We start from the raw sequence: 15,604 nt of genomic DNA, 5'->3' as shown, positions 1-15,604 counted from the left end.
GCATGTGTGAGTTTGTCTGTACGACACCAGAAGCTTATTTAGCAGACAGACGCCTACAGTTGGCGCATTTACAACAGGACAAAAAACTCGCACAAATTACCTGGCATGCCCAGAGACCTTTTAATCTGTTAAACTACCAGTACAATAAGGCTCCCTATAATTTGCCATACCGTATTTTTAATAAGCTGCAACGGGAAGTGACTGGTTTTTTGGGAAAACCGTATATCCAACGGAATTGGGAACTGCAATTTTTAGGAACTGAGAACGCTAAACACTTAGAAAGCCATTTGTTTGATGATGAATTTAATCACTGGATTCCACAAACAATTATTAAAGAGGTTTATCAAGATTTTAAACATGGAGATGCTGTTGCCAGTTCCCATGCCGTAAGTATGTTGTTGTGTTTGTCCGTATGGTATCAAAATAACATAACAGCATTATGAAACTATCGGTAATCATACCTGTTTACAATGGGGCAGACTTTATTGAAAAGTCCTATAACTCGATTATTAATCAACAATTAGCGGATTTTGAAATTCTTTATGTAGATAATAACTCGAAAGATGACTCCGTTGAAAAAATTGAAAGTCTGATTCAAACTGATGCACGGGTAAAATTATTAATTCAAACCAAGCAAGGGGCTGCTCCTGCCAGAAATAAGGGCATTGAAAAGGCTCAAGGGGATTATATGTATGTGTTTGATGTAGATGACGAGATTTATCCAGGTGCTTTAAATAAAATGATTGCAGTTTTGGATACACATGAGCAGATAGAGGCTGTATTTGGTAAAATGGTGAAATCAAATAAAGGAATTTCTGAAACAGAAAAACCTATGGATGAGACCCATGAAGTCCTTTTTAAAGAAAAACCCTATTGGGGCTTATATTGGTTTTCGAGCTTGAGACATGTAGTTGGGCCTCCGGCTTTTTTATATAGAAGAACGGTGTTTGATAAAATTGGTGTTTATAATGAAGAAATAAAAAATAATGAAGATACTGCCTTAGATATCAAACTTGGAATGACTTGTAATCTTGCATGTTTAGATAGTTATGTGTATTTGTATTTCAAACATTCAGAATCTACCATTGAACAAACAAAGCGTAAAATACCCCGTGCTTTTATGGTGTGGCCACGCTTGGTCAAAGAGCACTTGCCTTTTTATTTAAGTCAGGAGACCCCTAAACGCTTTCAGGAGTTACTGTTTAGTCAACTGTTTCAGTCCATGGGCAGGCAGTTGGTGTTTACCAAAGGTTATGGGGCTAGGAAGCGGTTGAAAAGCAAACTATATCAAGAAGTACATGCCATTAGAATTCCGTTCGTCATTCGCTTTTTTTTAAGCATATTTGTTATCTTGCCATTGGAAAGTTTACGGAAAGTTTATGGGTATTATATAGTGCCCTTTACGGTAAAACAGCTTTTAAAATAAAAACACTTGACACCAAAACATTTTTTAATCCATGCTTTTAAGCGCATCCTATTGGGTGGATGGTATAAACGCTACGTTGTAAACAATGTGGTTATCCAGACAGATATCAAACAAGCCCTTCAAGTTCGGGGTTCCAAGGCACAGGATTATGCTTTGGCAAAGCAGTTTGACCATGTGATGTTGTATTATCCAGATTTTGCGTTTATCTTTTTTTGGCGAATCAATAAACTAAACTATCGTTGGAAATCATTGTTTGTGCCTGAGATGCCCTGCAAAATTTTTAGAAGTACAAAAATAGCTGGAGGCTTGACATGTTACCATCCGTATGCTACTGTCATTAATGCCAAATCAATAGGTAAGAACTTTCAATTTAGAAATGGATTGACCATAGGTAATAAAGCAAATGATAATAGGTTGCTTCCAATAATTGGAAATGATGTAACCGTTGGTGCCAATGTGGTTATTATAGGGAACATTACCATTGGAGATCATGTGGTTATTGGCGCTGGGTCTGTTGTGGTAAAAGATGTGCCTTCCAATTGTGTGATAGCTGGAAACCCTGCACGAGTTATTAAAACATTGGAATGAATTTCTTACCCCGTCCCTAAGGGGAGGAATTTTGTTAGTGCAGATAAGGGAAGTAAAATTAATAATGAAGAAAATTAAAATACTATATACAATTTCAAATTTCCACACAGCAGGCAGTGGTAAGGTGGTTTATGATTTGGTTAAACATATGGATAATAACCAATTTGAGGTAGAAATAGCCTGTGGTAGTAGTGATGGTGATTTTTATAAGGTAGTGTCAACTTTGGGCTTGCCCATACATGTTTTTGAAACCAAAACAAATTATAGGCCATACCCTAGCTTATTGTTTAGAATCTGGAAGATTTCAAAATTCTTTAAAGAACAACAATATGATGTTGTTCATTCATGGCAATGGAGCAGTGATTGGACGGAGGCCTTGGCAGCCAAATTAGCAGGAGTGAAATGGTTATACACCAAAAAAGCGATGGGTTTTAATAGTAGGCATTGGAAAATAAAAAGTTTTTTGGCCGATTATATTATTACCATCAATGATGAAATGTCTGCTTATTTTCCAAACAAAACAAAGCAGGCTTTAATCCCATTGGGGATTGATACAGCATATTATGATACAAAAAAGGTAGCTAAAACCAAGGCCATGAATCCAGATAAATTTCATATTATCACAGTTGCCAATTTGGTGCCTGTTAAAGGGATTGAAATTTTACTTGAAGCCATGGCTATTCTTCAAGATTCTGGAATTCAACTAAGTGTTTTGGGTGACTGTGAGAATGCCTATGGGCTTAACATGATGTTATTAACGGAGCATTTGGGTCTACAGGAACAAGTTAAGTTTTTAGGAAAACAATTAGATGTAAGACCCTATATATCTCAAGCAGATTTGTATGTGATACCTACTTTGGATGCTGGTAGAAAGGAAGGCATGCCAATGGCTTTGGTGGAAGCCATGAGTATGGGGATTCCAGTATTGGGTTCCCATATTACAGGTATTAATTATGTATTAAAAGCATTTCCCGAACTATTGTTTCCAGCAGGAAACGCAGAAGTTTTGGCGGAAAAGATGAAGCAATTAAAAGCTACGGATCCCATACAAAGATTGGCTTTAGGGAAACGGTTGCGCACTTATTGCGAGACCCATTTTACCATGGAGGCTTTTATTGCTGCCCATGAAGCACTTTATAAAACCTTATAGTATATGGGCAATAACTTCAATAAACATGTTGTAGTGGTAGGTAGTGCCCGAAGTGGTACCAGTTGGTTGAGCGAGCTGATGGCCCAACCTTTTAGGTATCGCATGCTATTTGAACCCGATCAAGAAACTCGTACTAAAAGAGGGCATTTGCTTTGTGACAGATGGTTAAGGTCTCCTACAGATTCCAAGCAAGCTTATACATATTTAAAGGCTGTTTTTAAGAACCGTGTGGATTGCGATTGGATCGCACAAAACAGTAACCGAAAATGGAAGCGTCATTTATGGCCTTTTGTACCCAAAAAGTATATCATCAAGTTTGTACGTTGTAATCTGTCGGCACCTTTTATACACAATGAATTTGGGATTCCGGTTATACATCTTATTAGAAACCCTTATGATGTTATTAGGTCTCAGCAACAAGTAAAATTTCCTTGGTTGTATGACTTGTCTTATTTTGCAAATCAAGAAAAGTTGGTAACACTTATTAAAGACAAGTTTTTGTATGATATTACCCAATTTGAAACATTGACGGATGTGGAAAGGTTAACCTTGCGTTGGTGTATTGAAAATGTGATACCGTTGGAAGTATTGGAGCCCTATTCTGAAGAAGCTGTTGTTGTTCGTTATGAAGCGTTGTCCAATAACATTCAATTGTTTTATGATTTATGTGCTGCCTTTCATTTGGAACCAGTTGCCAATTTAGAAAGGCATTATAAACAGCCATCATCCAAAACACATCCAGAGAGCGTGTTTTTACAGAAAGGTAGCGATAAAAATAAATTGAGTACTGCTGAACTAATCCAAATAAATAAGCTATTGGATGTTTTTAAGACGCAGCTTTATACCAAACATTATTAATATCATTATATGCTATTCAACTCCCTAGACTTCGCTATATTTCTTCCCTTGGTTTTTGCACTGTATTGGTTTGTGTTAAAACCTTCCTTAAACCGGCAAAACCTTTTTGTTGTCTTGGCTAGTTATGTATTTTATGCCTGGTGGGATTATCGGTTTTTAGCCTTGATAGTTTTAAGTACTTTGGTGGATTTTGTGGTTGCCAAACTGATGCATAGGGAAACCACACAAACACGAAGAAAGATATTATTGTTGGTTAGTTTGTGTTTCAATCTTGGATTGTTGGGGTTTTTTAAGTATTATCATTTTTTTATAGACAGTTGGGTGGAGGCTTGGTCCACGCTGGGTATCCATATGGAGCCATCCACGTTAGATATTATTTTACCTGTAGGGATTAGTTTTTATACCTTTCAAACATTAAGTTATACCATAGATGTGTATCGAAACAAGTTAGAACCCACTTCAGATTTGATACAGTTTGCAGCCTTTGTATCCTTTTTCCCACAGTTGGTGGCAGGGCCTATAGAGAGGGCTTCCCATTTATTGCCACAGTTTGCAACCAAGCGTAGGTTTGATGGGGGTTTTGCCCTTAGTGGCTTTTACCTGATAGTTTGGGGATTGTTTAAAAAAGTGGTGGTGGCAGATAACTGTGCTTTTTTTGTCAATCAGATCTTTGATGGGGGTGGCAGTTATACGTCCATGGAACTGTTTTTGGGGGCGGTTTTGTTTGGATTTCAGATTTATGGGGATTTTTCAGGCTATAGTGATATAGCCATAGGGGTGGCACGATTGTTTGGTTTCTCCTTAATGACCAATTTTTCCTTTCCGTATTTCTCCAGGGATATCGCTGAGTTTTGGAGGCGTTGGCATATTTCCTTATCCACTTGGTTTCGCGATTATTTATATATTCCATTAGGTGGGTCTCGTGGGAATACTTGGCAAGGGATTCGAAATGTGTTTATTGTGTTTCTGGTGAGTGGGTTTTGGCATGGTGCCAACTGGACTTTTGTGATTTGGGGTGGTATTCACGCCCTGTTGTTTTTACCCTTGTTACTGATTAAAGTCCATAGAAAATATCTGGAAACAACTCGCATCAGCTTAGGCCAATTACCTTTTATTCTGTTTACATTTGTATTGGTGACTTTTGCATGGATTTTCTTTAGGGCAGATAACGCAAGTATGGCAACGCAATATATTCAGGATATTTTTAGTTTTAACAGTGGCTCTGTAGCTACTTTTTATAAGACTCCAAAAATGATTTTGTTTAGTGCCATAATTGTAATAAGTATTTCTATCTTGTTGTTATTTGAGTTTTTGGCCGTTCAAAAAAATAAAAAAGAAGTGGTTTTAACAACATATACTGCTGTATGTATTGCCATGCTTATCTGTTTTATGGGCGTGTTTAAGAATCCCTCAGAGTTTATTTATTTTCAGTTTTAAGGATGATGTTGTTTTTAAAAAGAATCGGGTTTGTTGTATTGGTTTTCATTGGTATGAGCATGCTTGTGTCTTGGGGAAGTTTGTGGGCCTTACGTCAGTCTTCTTTTTATAAACCTTCCTTTTTAGTGCATGCTCTACCAGAAACAACCTTTGATTATATTGTATTGGGAGCCAGTACGGGTTTAACCACTTTAAATACCCAAGTCATTGATTCTATGTTGCATACCAATGGTGTTAATCTGTCTATGGACGATACATCCCTGTCCAGTCAGTATCTCATGCTGCAACATTTTTTGGCACAGGGGAAAACCACAAAGGTTTGTGTGTTGGCACCTAGTGTTAAAGATTATGATGTTCGCACGAATGAATTAAGTGGCAACGATTACCGGTTTTTACCCTATATCAACACGCCCTATGTTCTTGACTATTATAAGCAATTTAAAGGAGTGGATGCCAAAGTGTTGGCCTACAGCAGGTGGTTTCCCATGTTAGGCGTGTCCTATTATAATGTAGAGTTGTTTTACCCTTCGTTGGTAGCCCTTATGCAACCGGAAAAAAGAAATAGGTTTGATGCCACTGGTAATTATGTATATCCGGAATCTAAAAAAACAAGTAGCCTACTAAATGACTTAAAGCCCATCACCCTTAATTTTAAAAACCCCTATCTTTATAAAATTAAAGCCCTGTGTCAGGCCAATGACATAGACGTGATTTGTTATATATCTCCTATGGAAGGAAAGAAAGTTATAGTCTCTTCAGCAGGTTTCTCGGTGATCAATCATAGCGATTTGCTGACGGACTCCAAGTATTTTTTTGATGCCATACATGTAGATGCAAAAGGGAGACAGCTTGCCAGTGAGCAATTTACTAATGATTTTAAAGCTTTAAGGGAGTAGTTTTCTAAAAAAATTCATGAAGAAACCTTTAAAAATAGCCATCTATTCCGGAGACATTCCAAGCACCACCTTTATTGAACGCCTTATACAAGGTGTTTCAAATTCAGGAACTCAAGTGTTCTTATTTGGACATCTTAAACATAAACCTATTTATGGGGAGGGAGTGAAGGTTTATGGCTATAAAAACACAAAAGGTTCCAAACTTTGGGTTTTAATCAAATACACTTGCCTTTTGTTTTTATTTAAGCCAGCCCAAAAAAAACGTTTGGATGCGATACTCAAAAAAACAAATAAAAACACCTTATATGCCAAGGTAAAATGCTATCCCGTACTATGGCATCAGCCTGATATCTTTCATGTACAATGGGCTAAAGGTTTGGACGAGTGGATGTGGGTACAGGCGTTTGGGATAAAGTTGGTACTGAGTTTACGCGGGTCTCATATCAATTACTCCCCAATTGCCGACCAAGCATTAGCGGCCAGGTACCGGCAAAACTTCCCAAAAGTTGATGGGTTTCATGCCGTCTCCCAAGCCATTGCGAAGGAGGCCTGTAAATATGGAGCTGACAAACAGCATATTCAAGTGGTTAAAAGTGGCCTAAAACTTCAGGACTTTCTCTTTCAGTTAAAAACAACCAACCCCCAAACCCCTATAAACATTCTGTCTGTTGGAAGGGAACATTGGGTAAAAAATTACCGCTTGGCCTTGGATGCCATGCATGCGTTAAAACAACTGGGGCTTGCATTTCGTTATGATATCATTGGAGTCTCAGGGGAAGAAGCTTTGTTGTTTCAACGTGCCCAATTGGGCTTGGAGCAGGAGGTGGGGTTTATTGGTCCATTGCCCTTTAAAGAGGTGCAGAAAGCCATCAAAGAAGCTGATGTGATGTTGTTGCCCAGCGTGGAGGAAGGGATCGCCAATGTGGTTTTGGAAGCCATGGCCTTGGGAACCTTGGTGGTAAGCACAGACTGTGGAGGGATGAAAGAAGTGGTATTGCCAAAACAAACCGGGTATTTGGTACCCGTTCGGGATGCTCAAGCGATGGCACTGGCCTTGAAGGAGGTGAGTGAATTACCCCTGGAGACATATCAAAGAATAACACAACAGGCTAGAGCCTTTGTGGAAGCAAACCACAGCGAAGCTCAAATGGTGTCTGGGATGCTTGGGTTATATAAACGGCTCATGCTTGAAGGGCCTGATAAGGTCAACTAACCAATACCTGTCAGGATGTTTTGATTGTCATTGACTTCGTTGAATCTTCGATTTCTGAACAACCCCTGTCATTGACTTCGTTGAATCTTCAATTTCTGAACGACCCTGTCATTGACTACGTCGAATCTTCGATTTCTGAACGCCCCTTGTCATTCTGAACGAAGTGAAGAATCTATAGGAAAAGGATTAAAGATGCTTTACTTCGACACTTCGATAAACTCAGTGCAGGCTTGCTCAGTACAGGCTGCTCAGCATGACAAAGAGATGCTTCGCTTGCGTTCAGCATGACACCTGTCATTGACTACGTCGAATCTTCGATTTCTGAACGCCCCTGTCATTCTGAACGAAGTGAAGAATCTACTAAGTGAAGAATCTACTAAGTGAAGAATCTAAAAGAAGAATCTATAGGAAAAGGAGTAAAGATGCTTTACTGTGTTCAGCATGACAAAGAGATGCTTCGCTTGCGCTCAGCATGACACATAGATGCTTCGCTTGCGCTCAGCATGACAAAGAGATGCTTTACTTCGACACTTCGATAAACTCAGTGCAGGCTTGCTCAGTACAGGCTGCTCAGCATGACAAAGAGATGCTTCACTGCGCTCAGCATGACAAAGCGCTCTGAAGGATCTAAAGAAATTAATCAAAACATAGAAATTAAGATTCAAAATTTTGATATCTTGACCAACCATTACCAAATGACTAAAACAAAAACACATAAAGGGCGTATTGGCTTGCTGCTTTCAGCAGCACCTGGGTATTCCGAAACGTTTTTTTCATCCAAAATCAAGGGTTTAAAGGAGTCCGGATTTGACCTTGTGTTGTTTTGTAGTGAGAACCAACATGGCTTTAAAGACTGTCCAGTAGTTTTATTGCCTCAGCAAGCTAAAAACAAACTGATTCTAGGTATTAAACTTGTGTGGGTATTTTTGGGCTTGTTGCCCTATGTAAAGACCCTAAGAAGGTTTGTGCAATTGGAACGAACCGATGGGAAAGCTTGGCTACCTATTTTAAAACGTCTGTACACGCATGCACCTGTGTTTAAGCAGGATTTGGATTGCTTGCATTTTGGGTTTGGGACATTGGCATTGGGCTGTGAAAATATGGCAGCTGCTATTCAAGCCGACATGGCGGTGAGTTTTAGGGGCTTTGATATCGGGGTGTACCCCATCAAACATCCCCAGTGTTATAGCAGTCTGTGGGATAAAGTATCCAAAATCCATGTCATTTCCGATGATATCAAGCAATTGCTCTATACCCATGGGTTTAGGGATCAAGCCCCTGTTGTTAAGATCACCCCTGCCATAGATACCCATTATTTTTCTACTGAGCAGGGACATGTGGGTGAGGAACATCCCATACAACTCATTACGGTAGCCCGATTGCACTGGAAAAAAGGTTTGGAATATACTTTGGAGGCTTTAGCACTCTTAAAGCAGCAAGGAATAGCTTTTGAATACCGGATTATAGGCTCGGGGCCTGAGGAAGAGGCTTTAAAATTTGCCTGTTACCAGTTGGGCCTGCAAGCGCAGGTGTTTTTTTTGGGCAAGCTGGGGCCTGAGGAGGTGAAGCAACAATTAACACAAGCACAGTATTATATTCAGTACAGTGTTCAGGAAGGCTTTTGTAATGCCGTATTGGAAGCCCAGGCCATGGGCTTGCTGTGTGTGGTAAGTGATGCCGAAGGTTTGGCAGAGAATGTCTTGGAGGGAAAAACAGGCTGGGTGGTACCAAAACGTAACCCCCAGTTATTGTCAGAAAAAATGATAGAAGTCATACAAATGACTGAAATGGAAAAACAAAGGATTACACACGATGCTTCTTTTCGGGTCCAGGAGACCTTTTCCATAGAAACACAAATACAAAAGTTCACTCAATTTTATTCAGACAAATGAATGTTGAGCTAATCTCAATACTTTAGCTCTAAGAATGTTTAAACAAAGCTTGTGAAATAAGCAAAAGACCTTATATTAAGAGATGGTTTAACATAATTCATTTATTTGTGTATTTTCGTTAAATATAAATTAAAGGTCATTTGGATGCATGTTAAAAAGATTTTAAAGGCATTGATGTTAAAGCAACGTCAAGAGAAACTAAAGTTTGAGACTAAGTACCTATGTGGCATTCCATTAAAAGTGTTGAAAGGTACCATACGTGAAACTGTAGATCAAGATGATGCTTGGTGGTTTTATTTAAGCAAACATCACCATGTGATTTTTGATATAGGTTGTAATATAGGCTATATGGCATTGTTGGCTCTCATCCAGGATTCAAATAAACAGTTGCTTTTAGTGGATCCTAATCCCAAAGCACTTCAAAAAGCAGCCATAAATCTCATCCAAAACAATTTAGGTAGTAAAGCCCAATATTTTACTGCTTTTGTAGGAGATACCCTTAATGAAAAGATGAAGTTTTATACAATAGGCTCTGGTGAAGCAGGAAGTATGTATAGCTCACATGCTGAATCTGCTGCTGCCATAAACTCCTACATGGAGGTTAATACAGTAACTCTGGATTATCTATATGCATATTATGAATTAAAACCGGATTTAGTGAAAATTGATGTGGAAGGAGCAGAAACCCTTGTAATGAAAGCAGCAAAAAAGATGGCATTGGAAACTCAATGTACTTTTTTTATAGAAATGCATGATGTGAAAGATTTAGGTATGGAAGCAGCAGGGAAAATGATATTGGATTGGTGTCAGGAAGTTCAATATAAGGCCTGGTATCTTAAGACGGAAAGTGAATTGATTGATGCTAATACCATAAAAGGAAGAGGTAAATGTCATTTGCTTTTAATGCCTTTTAATAGACCTTACCCAGACTATTTAAAGGGTGTTGCTCAAAAGTCTCATTTACCAAAATCTATATAATGCCCTTTAAATTCTTAACATATTTGCAACCTACCCAGTATTTTCGATTGTTTCAAACATCGGGAGCTTCTGTATTTCCACAGGTTGAAGCATTGCCAGAATTGGTTTTAGAACAACTTATGTATGACGAAAGTTATGAGTCTGAACATGCACGGGATTACGATTTGTCCTGGCAGGCCATTCAAAGTGGGTATATTGGCCCTGCTGCAACCTATACCTATTTTGAACCTGTTTCCTTGCGTGATAATTATCATTTTATAAGAAAACAGTTTCATCCGGTTTGGGTGTTTTATGTGCTGATTTGTCGCTTATGCACGTTTCACAATCCGTTTAAAGAGATTCAAGCTTGGGTAGCAACAGCAAAGACCAAGCGTGTAGCACCCGTTACAGGCTTGCCATATGACGCATGGAGCCATTACAAGTCGCAACTACTGGAACAGGCACCATTGGTTAGCGTGGTCATTCCAACCTTAAACCGGTATGACTACTTAAAGGACGTGTTACAGGATTTTGAAAAACAGGATTATCCCCATTTTGAAGTGTTGGTTGTGGACCAGTCCGAACCTTTTCAACCCGATTTTTATAAGGATTTTGATTTATCGCTTCGTGTGATCCAGCAGGAGGAAAAAGCCCTATGGTTGGCCAGGAATACCGCCATCAAGGAAGCCCAAGGGGACTTGATAGCCCTCTCTGAAGACGATGTGCGTATTCCCAACAATTGGATTTCCAATCATTTAAGGTGCTTGGACTTTTTTAAGGCACAGGTATCGGCAGGGGTCTTTTATCCAGAAGGACAGGAAATACCGAAAGCGCGTTCGTTTTTTGCTGTGGCCTCCCAATTTGCTACGGGAAACGCCATGCTTTATAAGGAGGTGTTTTATCGTGTGGGACTGTTCGACAGGCAATTTGAGAAACAGCGGATGGGCGATGGGGAATTTGGACTGCGCGTATATTTGGAAGGGATGCTCTCGGTTTCAAATCCGTATGCCTCTTGCATCGATGTGAAAGCAGGTACGGGTGGCTTGAGGGAGCTGGGCAGTTGGGACGCCTTTAGGCCCTCCAATTTTTTTGCGCCCAGGCCCATTCCCAGTGTGCTGTATTACTATAGAACCTATTATGGGGATCGCGCTGCTAGATGGGCCTTATTACGAACCATCCCTACATCCCTGATCCCATACCAGTTTAAAAAGAACAAAGGCATGTTGGTGTTGGGCTTATTCTTAAGTATTTTACTTTTGCCTTTGGTGTTGTATCAAGTATTAAAAAGTTGGAACATGGCAAGTAAGAAAATAAAGGAAGGGGCTTTGATTGAAAAATTAGAAGTGAGACGTGAGAAGTGAATAGTTAATAGTGAAAAAAAACATCCTTATAGTTACCTCCGAATTCCCGCCACAACCGGGTGGGATTGGAACTCATGCTTATTATTTGGCTTTGCATCTGGTTAAGAATGGTTATGGGGTGACTGTGATATCGAAACGCAGTGGAGATAAGACGGAGGGATTGCTAACCAGTAATAAAATTTGAGTATGCAAACTCCCCTTTCTTTACCTCCGTTGTACTTCGGTAAATTCATTCCCCTCTTTAACTAAAGAGGGGAGCCAAGATATTGAAGTTGAAGTTAAATTCTAAAATGAAAATAACAACGTAAGATTAAAAACAACTAAAACACACTAAATACTGAACCACATTGAACAAAAAGCACATCCTCATAGTGACCTCCGAATTCCCGCCACAACCCGGTGGCATAGGGAACCATGCCCTACATTTGGCCTTGAACCTGTCTAACCAGGGCTATCAAGTAAGCGTGATTGCCGATCAACGGGATGCAGCCAATGAAGCAGAAATGGCTTTTGATGCCCACTTGCCTTTTACGGTACAGCGGATTCCTATAAAAGCACCACGGTTTTTAATGTATATACATCGCATTATTAAGACCCTTCAAGCTATTAAGCAAGCTGACTATGTGATTGCCACTGGAAAGTTCTCGCTTTGGTCTGTGGCGTTTTGTTCCTTGTTTTACAAACGGGAGACCCTTGCGGTCATTCACGGTACCGAGGTCAATTTTAAAACACCCTGGCTCCGTCAGTCGATTGCCATGTCTTTAAAACGTTTTGATACACTTGTGGCAGTTTCCAACTATACCAAAAGCTTGATGGGCCATATCCAGAAAGAGGTGGTGGTTATTCCCAATGGGATAGATCTCAGCCAATGGCAGACAGAGGGGATATTGAAAGCCACCTTACAGGGGCATCCGGTGTTGACTACGGTGGGGAGAGTGAGTACACGAAAAGGGCAGTTGCAAGTCATCAAGCTCTTACCTGCCTTAAAACAGCGATTTCCAGACCTTCATTACCATTGTGTTGGGATTCCTACCGAAGCAGACGCATGTATGGCTCAGGCCAAAGCCTTGGGGGTGGCCGACCAGGTGACCTTTCATGGGGCAGTACCTGAGAGCAGTTTGAAATCCCTGCTTTTGGCTACAGATGTGTTTGTCATGTTGAGTACGGAAAGCGAGACTGGGGATGTGGAAGGTTTTGGGATAGCCATCTTGGAAGCCAATGCTCTGGGCATCCCGGCCATAGGGGCCAAAGGCTGTGGGATAGAAGATGCGATTAACCATGGAGTCACTGGGTTTTTGATAGATGGAAACGATGGGCTTGCTTTTAAAAAGAGTCTGGAATTCATCTTGGATAAGAGACTGCTCTTTAAGGAACATTCTAAAACATGGGCCAAACAGCATGATTGGCATATGATTATAAAAAAATATATAGCATTACTTCCATGAGAACCTTAACCATCATATCACATACGGAGCATTACCAATTGGACGATGGCAGCATTGTGGGTTTGGGATCGACCGTTACGGAAATCAATCAGCTTTTAGGTATTTTTGATACTATTATCCATGTGGCCATGCTACATGACACCCCAGCCCCACCCAGTGCGCTGCCCTATAGCTCAAACAGCATTACATTTGTGGGCTTGCCAGCTGTGGGAGGTACCACATGGGCAGCTAAACTTCAACTGTTGCTTCAAGCCCCAAATATTTTAGTGCAGATCCATCGGGCTTTAAAACAGGCTGACTATTTTCAGTTTCGCGCCCCCACAGGAATGGGGGTGTTTGTCATTCCTTATTTGATGGTTTTTACATCCAAACGGGGCTGGTTTAAATACGCCGGGAATTGGAAACAGGAACAGGCTCCCCTGGCATACAACTTTCAAAAATGGCTTTTAAAAAACCAAAGCCGTCCGGTGACCATCAATGGGAGTTGGCCAAATCAGCCAAAACACTGTTTGAGTTTTGAAAATCCCTGCCTAACCAAGCAGGAACTTGATGAGGGGCAAAAAGTTGTTGCCAATAAGACCTTTTCAAAACCAATCGAGCTTTGTTTTGTGGGACGTTTGGAAGCTGCCAAAGGGGTGGATCTCATCCTTGAGGCCTTGGCGAGCTTGGATGATCACCAAAGCAGTAAGATAGCGACCTTGCATTTGGTGGGGGCTGGCAGCAGGGGTACTGCCTATCAACAGCATGTGGACACCCAGGGGTTACCTGTGACCTTTCATGGTTATTTATCCCGTTCGGAAGTGCATGACATCTATAAGAGATCGCATGCCATCCTCTTGCCCTCTGCTTCCGAGGGCTTTCCAAAGGTGATTGCCGAAGCCATGAACTATGGTTGTGTACCCATAGTCTCCCAGGTCTCTGCCATTGGGCAATATATCGCACATGGGGAAAATGGCTTGTTAATGGAGACGGTTACGGTACAGGCCCTAAATACCTGTTTGGACCGGTTCTTGGATTTGGATGAAGCTGCTTTTAAAACGATGGCACAACCCTCCATATCTTTTATGGAACGCTTTTCCTATCCATATTATAACCAGAGGATTGAACAGGACATCCTATAATTTGGGATTTTTGGGGATAAGTAGTTGCTATTAAAAAAAAAATGATATTTTTATCTGAAACTAATTCATTTTTAATTCTTTGATGCTGATAAAAAAACTACGCTGGACGGTAAAGCGTCATCCTTTTTTATATAAAACAAGGTTTTGGTTGCTGTCTCACAATGCTGAAGAGGATGCCATTCAAGGGAATAGTTATAATGTCTGGAATAAAAAAGAAGACATTCCCCGCTGTTTTTATGAGGTTAATGCACAGGTTTTTAAACAGGGCAGGCCTAGGTCAGATTTCGAGCTTATCAAGCAATTGGTGTCTTGGTTAAATGCCCATACAAGAATGGGACCTGGCTTGAGCGAACCTTCAGACAAGGTTTTAAAAACCATGCTCTACGAAAAAGGAGGGGTTTGTAGTGATATGGTACAGATATTCAATAATTTTTGTGTCATCAACAACATACAGGTTCGGGAATGGGGCACGACCTCTGTACCTTTTACCCATACCAATGGGGGACATTCCTTTAATGAGGTATTTATAAAAGAATGGCAAAAATGGGTGTTGATAGATCCCTCTTGGGGCTTGTTGTTTTATGATGATAAGAAGGTTCCCTTATCGGTAATTGAATTGTTTCAAAAGGTTCGAACAGCACAAACGGTTAGTTACCATTCTTTTATAAAGGATAAGCACCTTGAAGCATCCCAGGTATTTAAAAACTATCTGAATACCGATATTACCCCTTTTTTGATTTGTGGGTATCGGAATAAGGTGTATGATGCCTATTTAAGAATGGCCAGACCCTTCATTCCTGTTTTTATCGTGCATTTTATGGTCTATGTTCTGGGAAAAAGCTACCATTATAAATTTCCAATGGACGATTATAGAAACATATTTAATTAATTCTTATAATTGTTGGTACTTTTGGCTTGATTGCAACAATTTTTTATGAACTTGCCAAATAGCTGTAACTTTGCCAAAACACCTCTTTTTTAATTGAAAACCAATATCACATACATTACTGCCCTAGGCTTCCATGCCGTCTTGGGGTTTTTGATTTTTTTGAATGAGAGCCTGGCCAAGCCCTATTTTTACCTAGCTCTTTTTTATTTTATGTATCGGATCATTACCGTAGCAGAAAATAAAAAGACTTATGAAGTCTTAAAAGCCTGTGCTTATTTTGTAGGGGCTGAGGTATTTTTCAGGACTACCAGGGGGGCCATATCCTATGAGGCTGGGAAATATTTGGTCATCTTGTTTATCCTGATGGGGAT

14 protein-coding genes and 2 pseudogenes are annotated in these 15,604 nt (G+C 40.1%); all 16 read left to right on the top strand.

Translation table 11 applies throughout. The annotated features are described in order from the left end of the window. Positions 1 to 443: pseudogene (locus AACY93_RS13145) on the top strand (asparagine synthetase B family protein); the annotation flags it as partial. Then, positions 440 to 1,426 carry a glycosyltransferase family 2 protein gene (locus AACY93_RS13140; RefSeq protein ID WP_286854363.1) on the top strand — a complete coding sequence of 329 codons (987 nt, stop codon included), beginning with the start codon at positions 440 to 442 and terminating at the stop codon, positions 1,424 to 1,426. The pseudogene AACY93_RS13145 and the gene AACY93_RS13140, both read left to right, overlap by 4 nt. A gap of 6 nt (positions 1,427 to 1,432) precedes the next feature. Next, complete coding sequence (locus AACY93_RS13135; RefSeq protein ID WP_286854362.1) at positions 1,433 to 2,014, top strand: serine acetyltransferase; 582 nt, start codon at positions 1,433 to 1,435, stop codon at positions 2,012 to 2,014. 64 nt (positions 2,015 to 2,078) lie between these two features. Then, positions 2,079 to 3,164: a glycosyltransferase gene (locus AACY93_RS13130; RefSeq protein ID WP_286854361.1), complete on the top strand. Its 1,086-nt coding sequence runs from the start codon at positions 2,079 to 2,081 to the stop codon at positions 3,162 to 3,164. A 3-nt stretch (positions 3,165 to 3,167) separates the two neighbouring features. Next, the gene (locus AACY93_RS13125; protein ID WP_286854359.1) at positions 3,168 to 4,022 is read left to right on the top strand and encodes a sulfotransferase family protein; all 855 of its coding nucleotides are present in this window, start codon (positions 3,168 to 3,170) and stop codon (positions 4,020 to 4,022) included. A gap of 9 nt (positions 4,023 to 4,031) precedes the next feature. After that, complete coding sequence (locus AACY93_RS13120; RefSeq protein WP_286854357.1) at positions 4,032 to 5,459, top strand: MBOAT family O-acyltransferase; 1,428 nt, start codon at positions 4,032 to 4,034, stop codon at positions 5,457 to 5,459. A gap of 2 nt (positions 5,460 to 5,461) precedes the next feature. Beyond that, a complete protein-coding gene (locus AACY93_RS13115) occupies positions 5,462 to 6,355 on the top strand; it encodes a hypothetical protein (protein WP_286854355.1) in 894 nt (297 codons plus the stop codon). Positions 6,356 to 6,371: 16 nt separating this feature from the next. After that, positions 6,372 to 7,568, top strand: coding sequence for a glycosyltransferase family 4 protein (locus AACY93_RS13110; RefSeq protein WP_286854354.1), 1,197 nt, complete (start codon positions 6,372 to 6,374; stop codon positions 7,566 to 7,568). 605 nt (positions 7,569 to 8,173) lie between these two features. After that, the gene (locus AACY93_RS13105) at positions 8,174 to 9,460 is read left to right on the top strand and encodes a glycosyltransferase family 4 protein (protein ID WP_286854352.1); all 1,287 of its coding nucleotides are present in this window, start codon (positions 8,174 to 8,176) and stop codon (positions 9,458 to 9,460) included. 144 nt (positions 9,461 to 9,604) lie between these two features. Further along, positions 9,605 to 10,438 carry an FkbM family methyltransferase gene (locus tag AACY93_RS13100; protein ID WP_286854351.1) on the top strand — a complete coding sequence of 278 codons (834 nt, stop codon included), beginning with the start codon at positions 9,605 to 9,607 and terminating at the stop codon, positions 10,436 to 10,438. Further along, a complete protein-coding gene (locus AACY93_RS13095; protein ID WP_286854350.1) occupies positions 10,438 to 11,778 on the top strand; it encodes a glycosyltransferase family A protein in 1,341 nt (446 codons plus the stop codon). Before AACY93_RS13100 ends, AACY93_RS13095 begins: the two co-directional genes overlap by 1 nt. A gap of 10 nt (positions 11,779 to 11,788) precedes the next feature. After that, complete coding sequence (locus AACY93_RS13090; RefSeq protein WP_155949895.1) at positions 11,789 to 11,962, top strand: glycogen/starch synthase; 174 nt, start codon at positions 11,789 to 11,791, stop codon at positions 11,960 to 11,962. Between the two features lie 319 nt (positions 11,963 to 12,281). Further along, positions 12,282 to 13,223, top strand: a complete 942-nt coding sequence (locus tag AACY93_RS13085; protein WP_339612137.1) for a glycosyltransferase family 4 protein — start codon at positions 12,282 to 12,284, stop codon at positions 13,221 to 13,223. After that, positions 13,220 to 14,344: a glycosyltransferase gene (locus AACY93_RS13080; protein WP_286854348.1), complete on the top strand. Its 1,125-nt coding sequence runs from the start codon at positions 13,220 to 13,222 to the stop codon at positions 14,342 to 14,344. Before AACY93_RS13085 ends, AACY93_RS13080 begins: the two co-directional genes overlap by 4 nt. 148 nt (positions 14,345 to 14,492) lie before the next feature. Continuing rightward, positions 14,493 to 15,233, top strand: coding sequence for a transglutaminase domain-containing protein (locus AACY93_RS13075; protein WP_339612136.1), 741 nt, complete (start codon positions 14,493 to 14,495; stop codon positions 15,231 to 15,233). 93 nt (positions 15,234 to 15,326) lie between these two features. Beyond that, a pseudogene (locus AACY93_RS13070) lies at positions 15,327 to 15,604 on the top strand (O-antigen ligase domain-containing protein); the annotation flags it as partial.

The sequence above is a fragment of the uncultured Xanthomarina sp. genome (assembly GCF_963971605.1).
GTDB lineage: Bacteria > Bacteroidota > Bacteroidia > Flavobacteriales > Flavobacteriaceae > Xanthomarina > Xanthomarina gelatinilytica.
This window is presented reverse-complemented; position numbering and strand designations above follow the sequence as displayed.

Coding starts and splice junctions, on each gene's coding strand:
- AACY93_RS13140 (WP_286854363.1), top strand. CDS start 440: ATGAAACTATCGGTAATCATACCTGTTTACAATGGGGCAGACTTTATT.
- AACY93_RS13130 (WP_286854361.1), top strand. CDS start 2,079: ATGAAGAAAATTAAAATACTATATACAATTTCAAATTTCCACACAGCA.
- AACY93_RS13125 (WP_286854359.1), top strand. CDS start 3,168: ATGGGCAATAACTTCAATAAACATGTTGTAGTGGTAGGTAGTGCCCGA.
- AACY93_RS13120 (WP_286854357.1), top strand. CDS start 4,032: ATGCTATTCAACTCCCTAGACTTCGCTATATTTCTTCCCTTGGTTTTT.
- AACY93_RS13115 (WP_286854355.1), top strand. CDS start 5,462: ATGATGTTGTTTTTAAAAAGAATCGGGTTTGTTGTATTGGTTTTCATT.
- AACY93_RS13110 (WP_286854354.1), top strand. CDS start 6,372: ATGAAGAAACCTTTAAAAATAGCCATCTATTCCGGAGACATTCCAAGC.
- AACY93_RS13105 (WP_286854352.1), top strand. CDS start 8,174: ATGACAAAGCGCTCTGAAGGATCTAAAGAAATTAATCAAAACATAGAA.
- AACY93_RS13100 (WP_286854351.1), top strand. CDS start 9,605: ATGCATGTTAAAAAGATTTTAAAGGCATTGATGTTAAAGCAACGTCAA.
- AACY93_RS13095 (WP_286854350.1), top strand. CDS start 10,438: ATGCCCTTTAAATTCTTAACATATTTGCAACCTACCCAGTATTTTCGA.
- AACY93_RS13085 (WP_339612137.1), top strand. CDS start 12,282: ATGGCTTTTGATGCCCACTTGCCTTTTACGGTACAGCGGATTCCTATA.
- AACY93_RS13080 (WP_286854348.1), top strand. CDS start 13,220: ATGAGAACCTTAACCATCATATCACATACGGAGCATTACCAATTGGAC.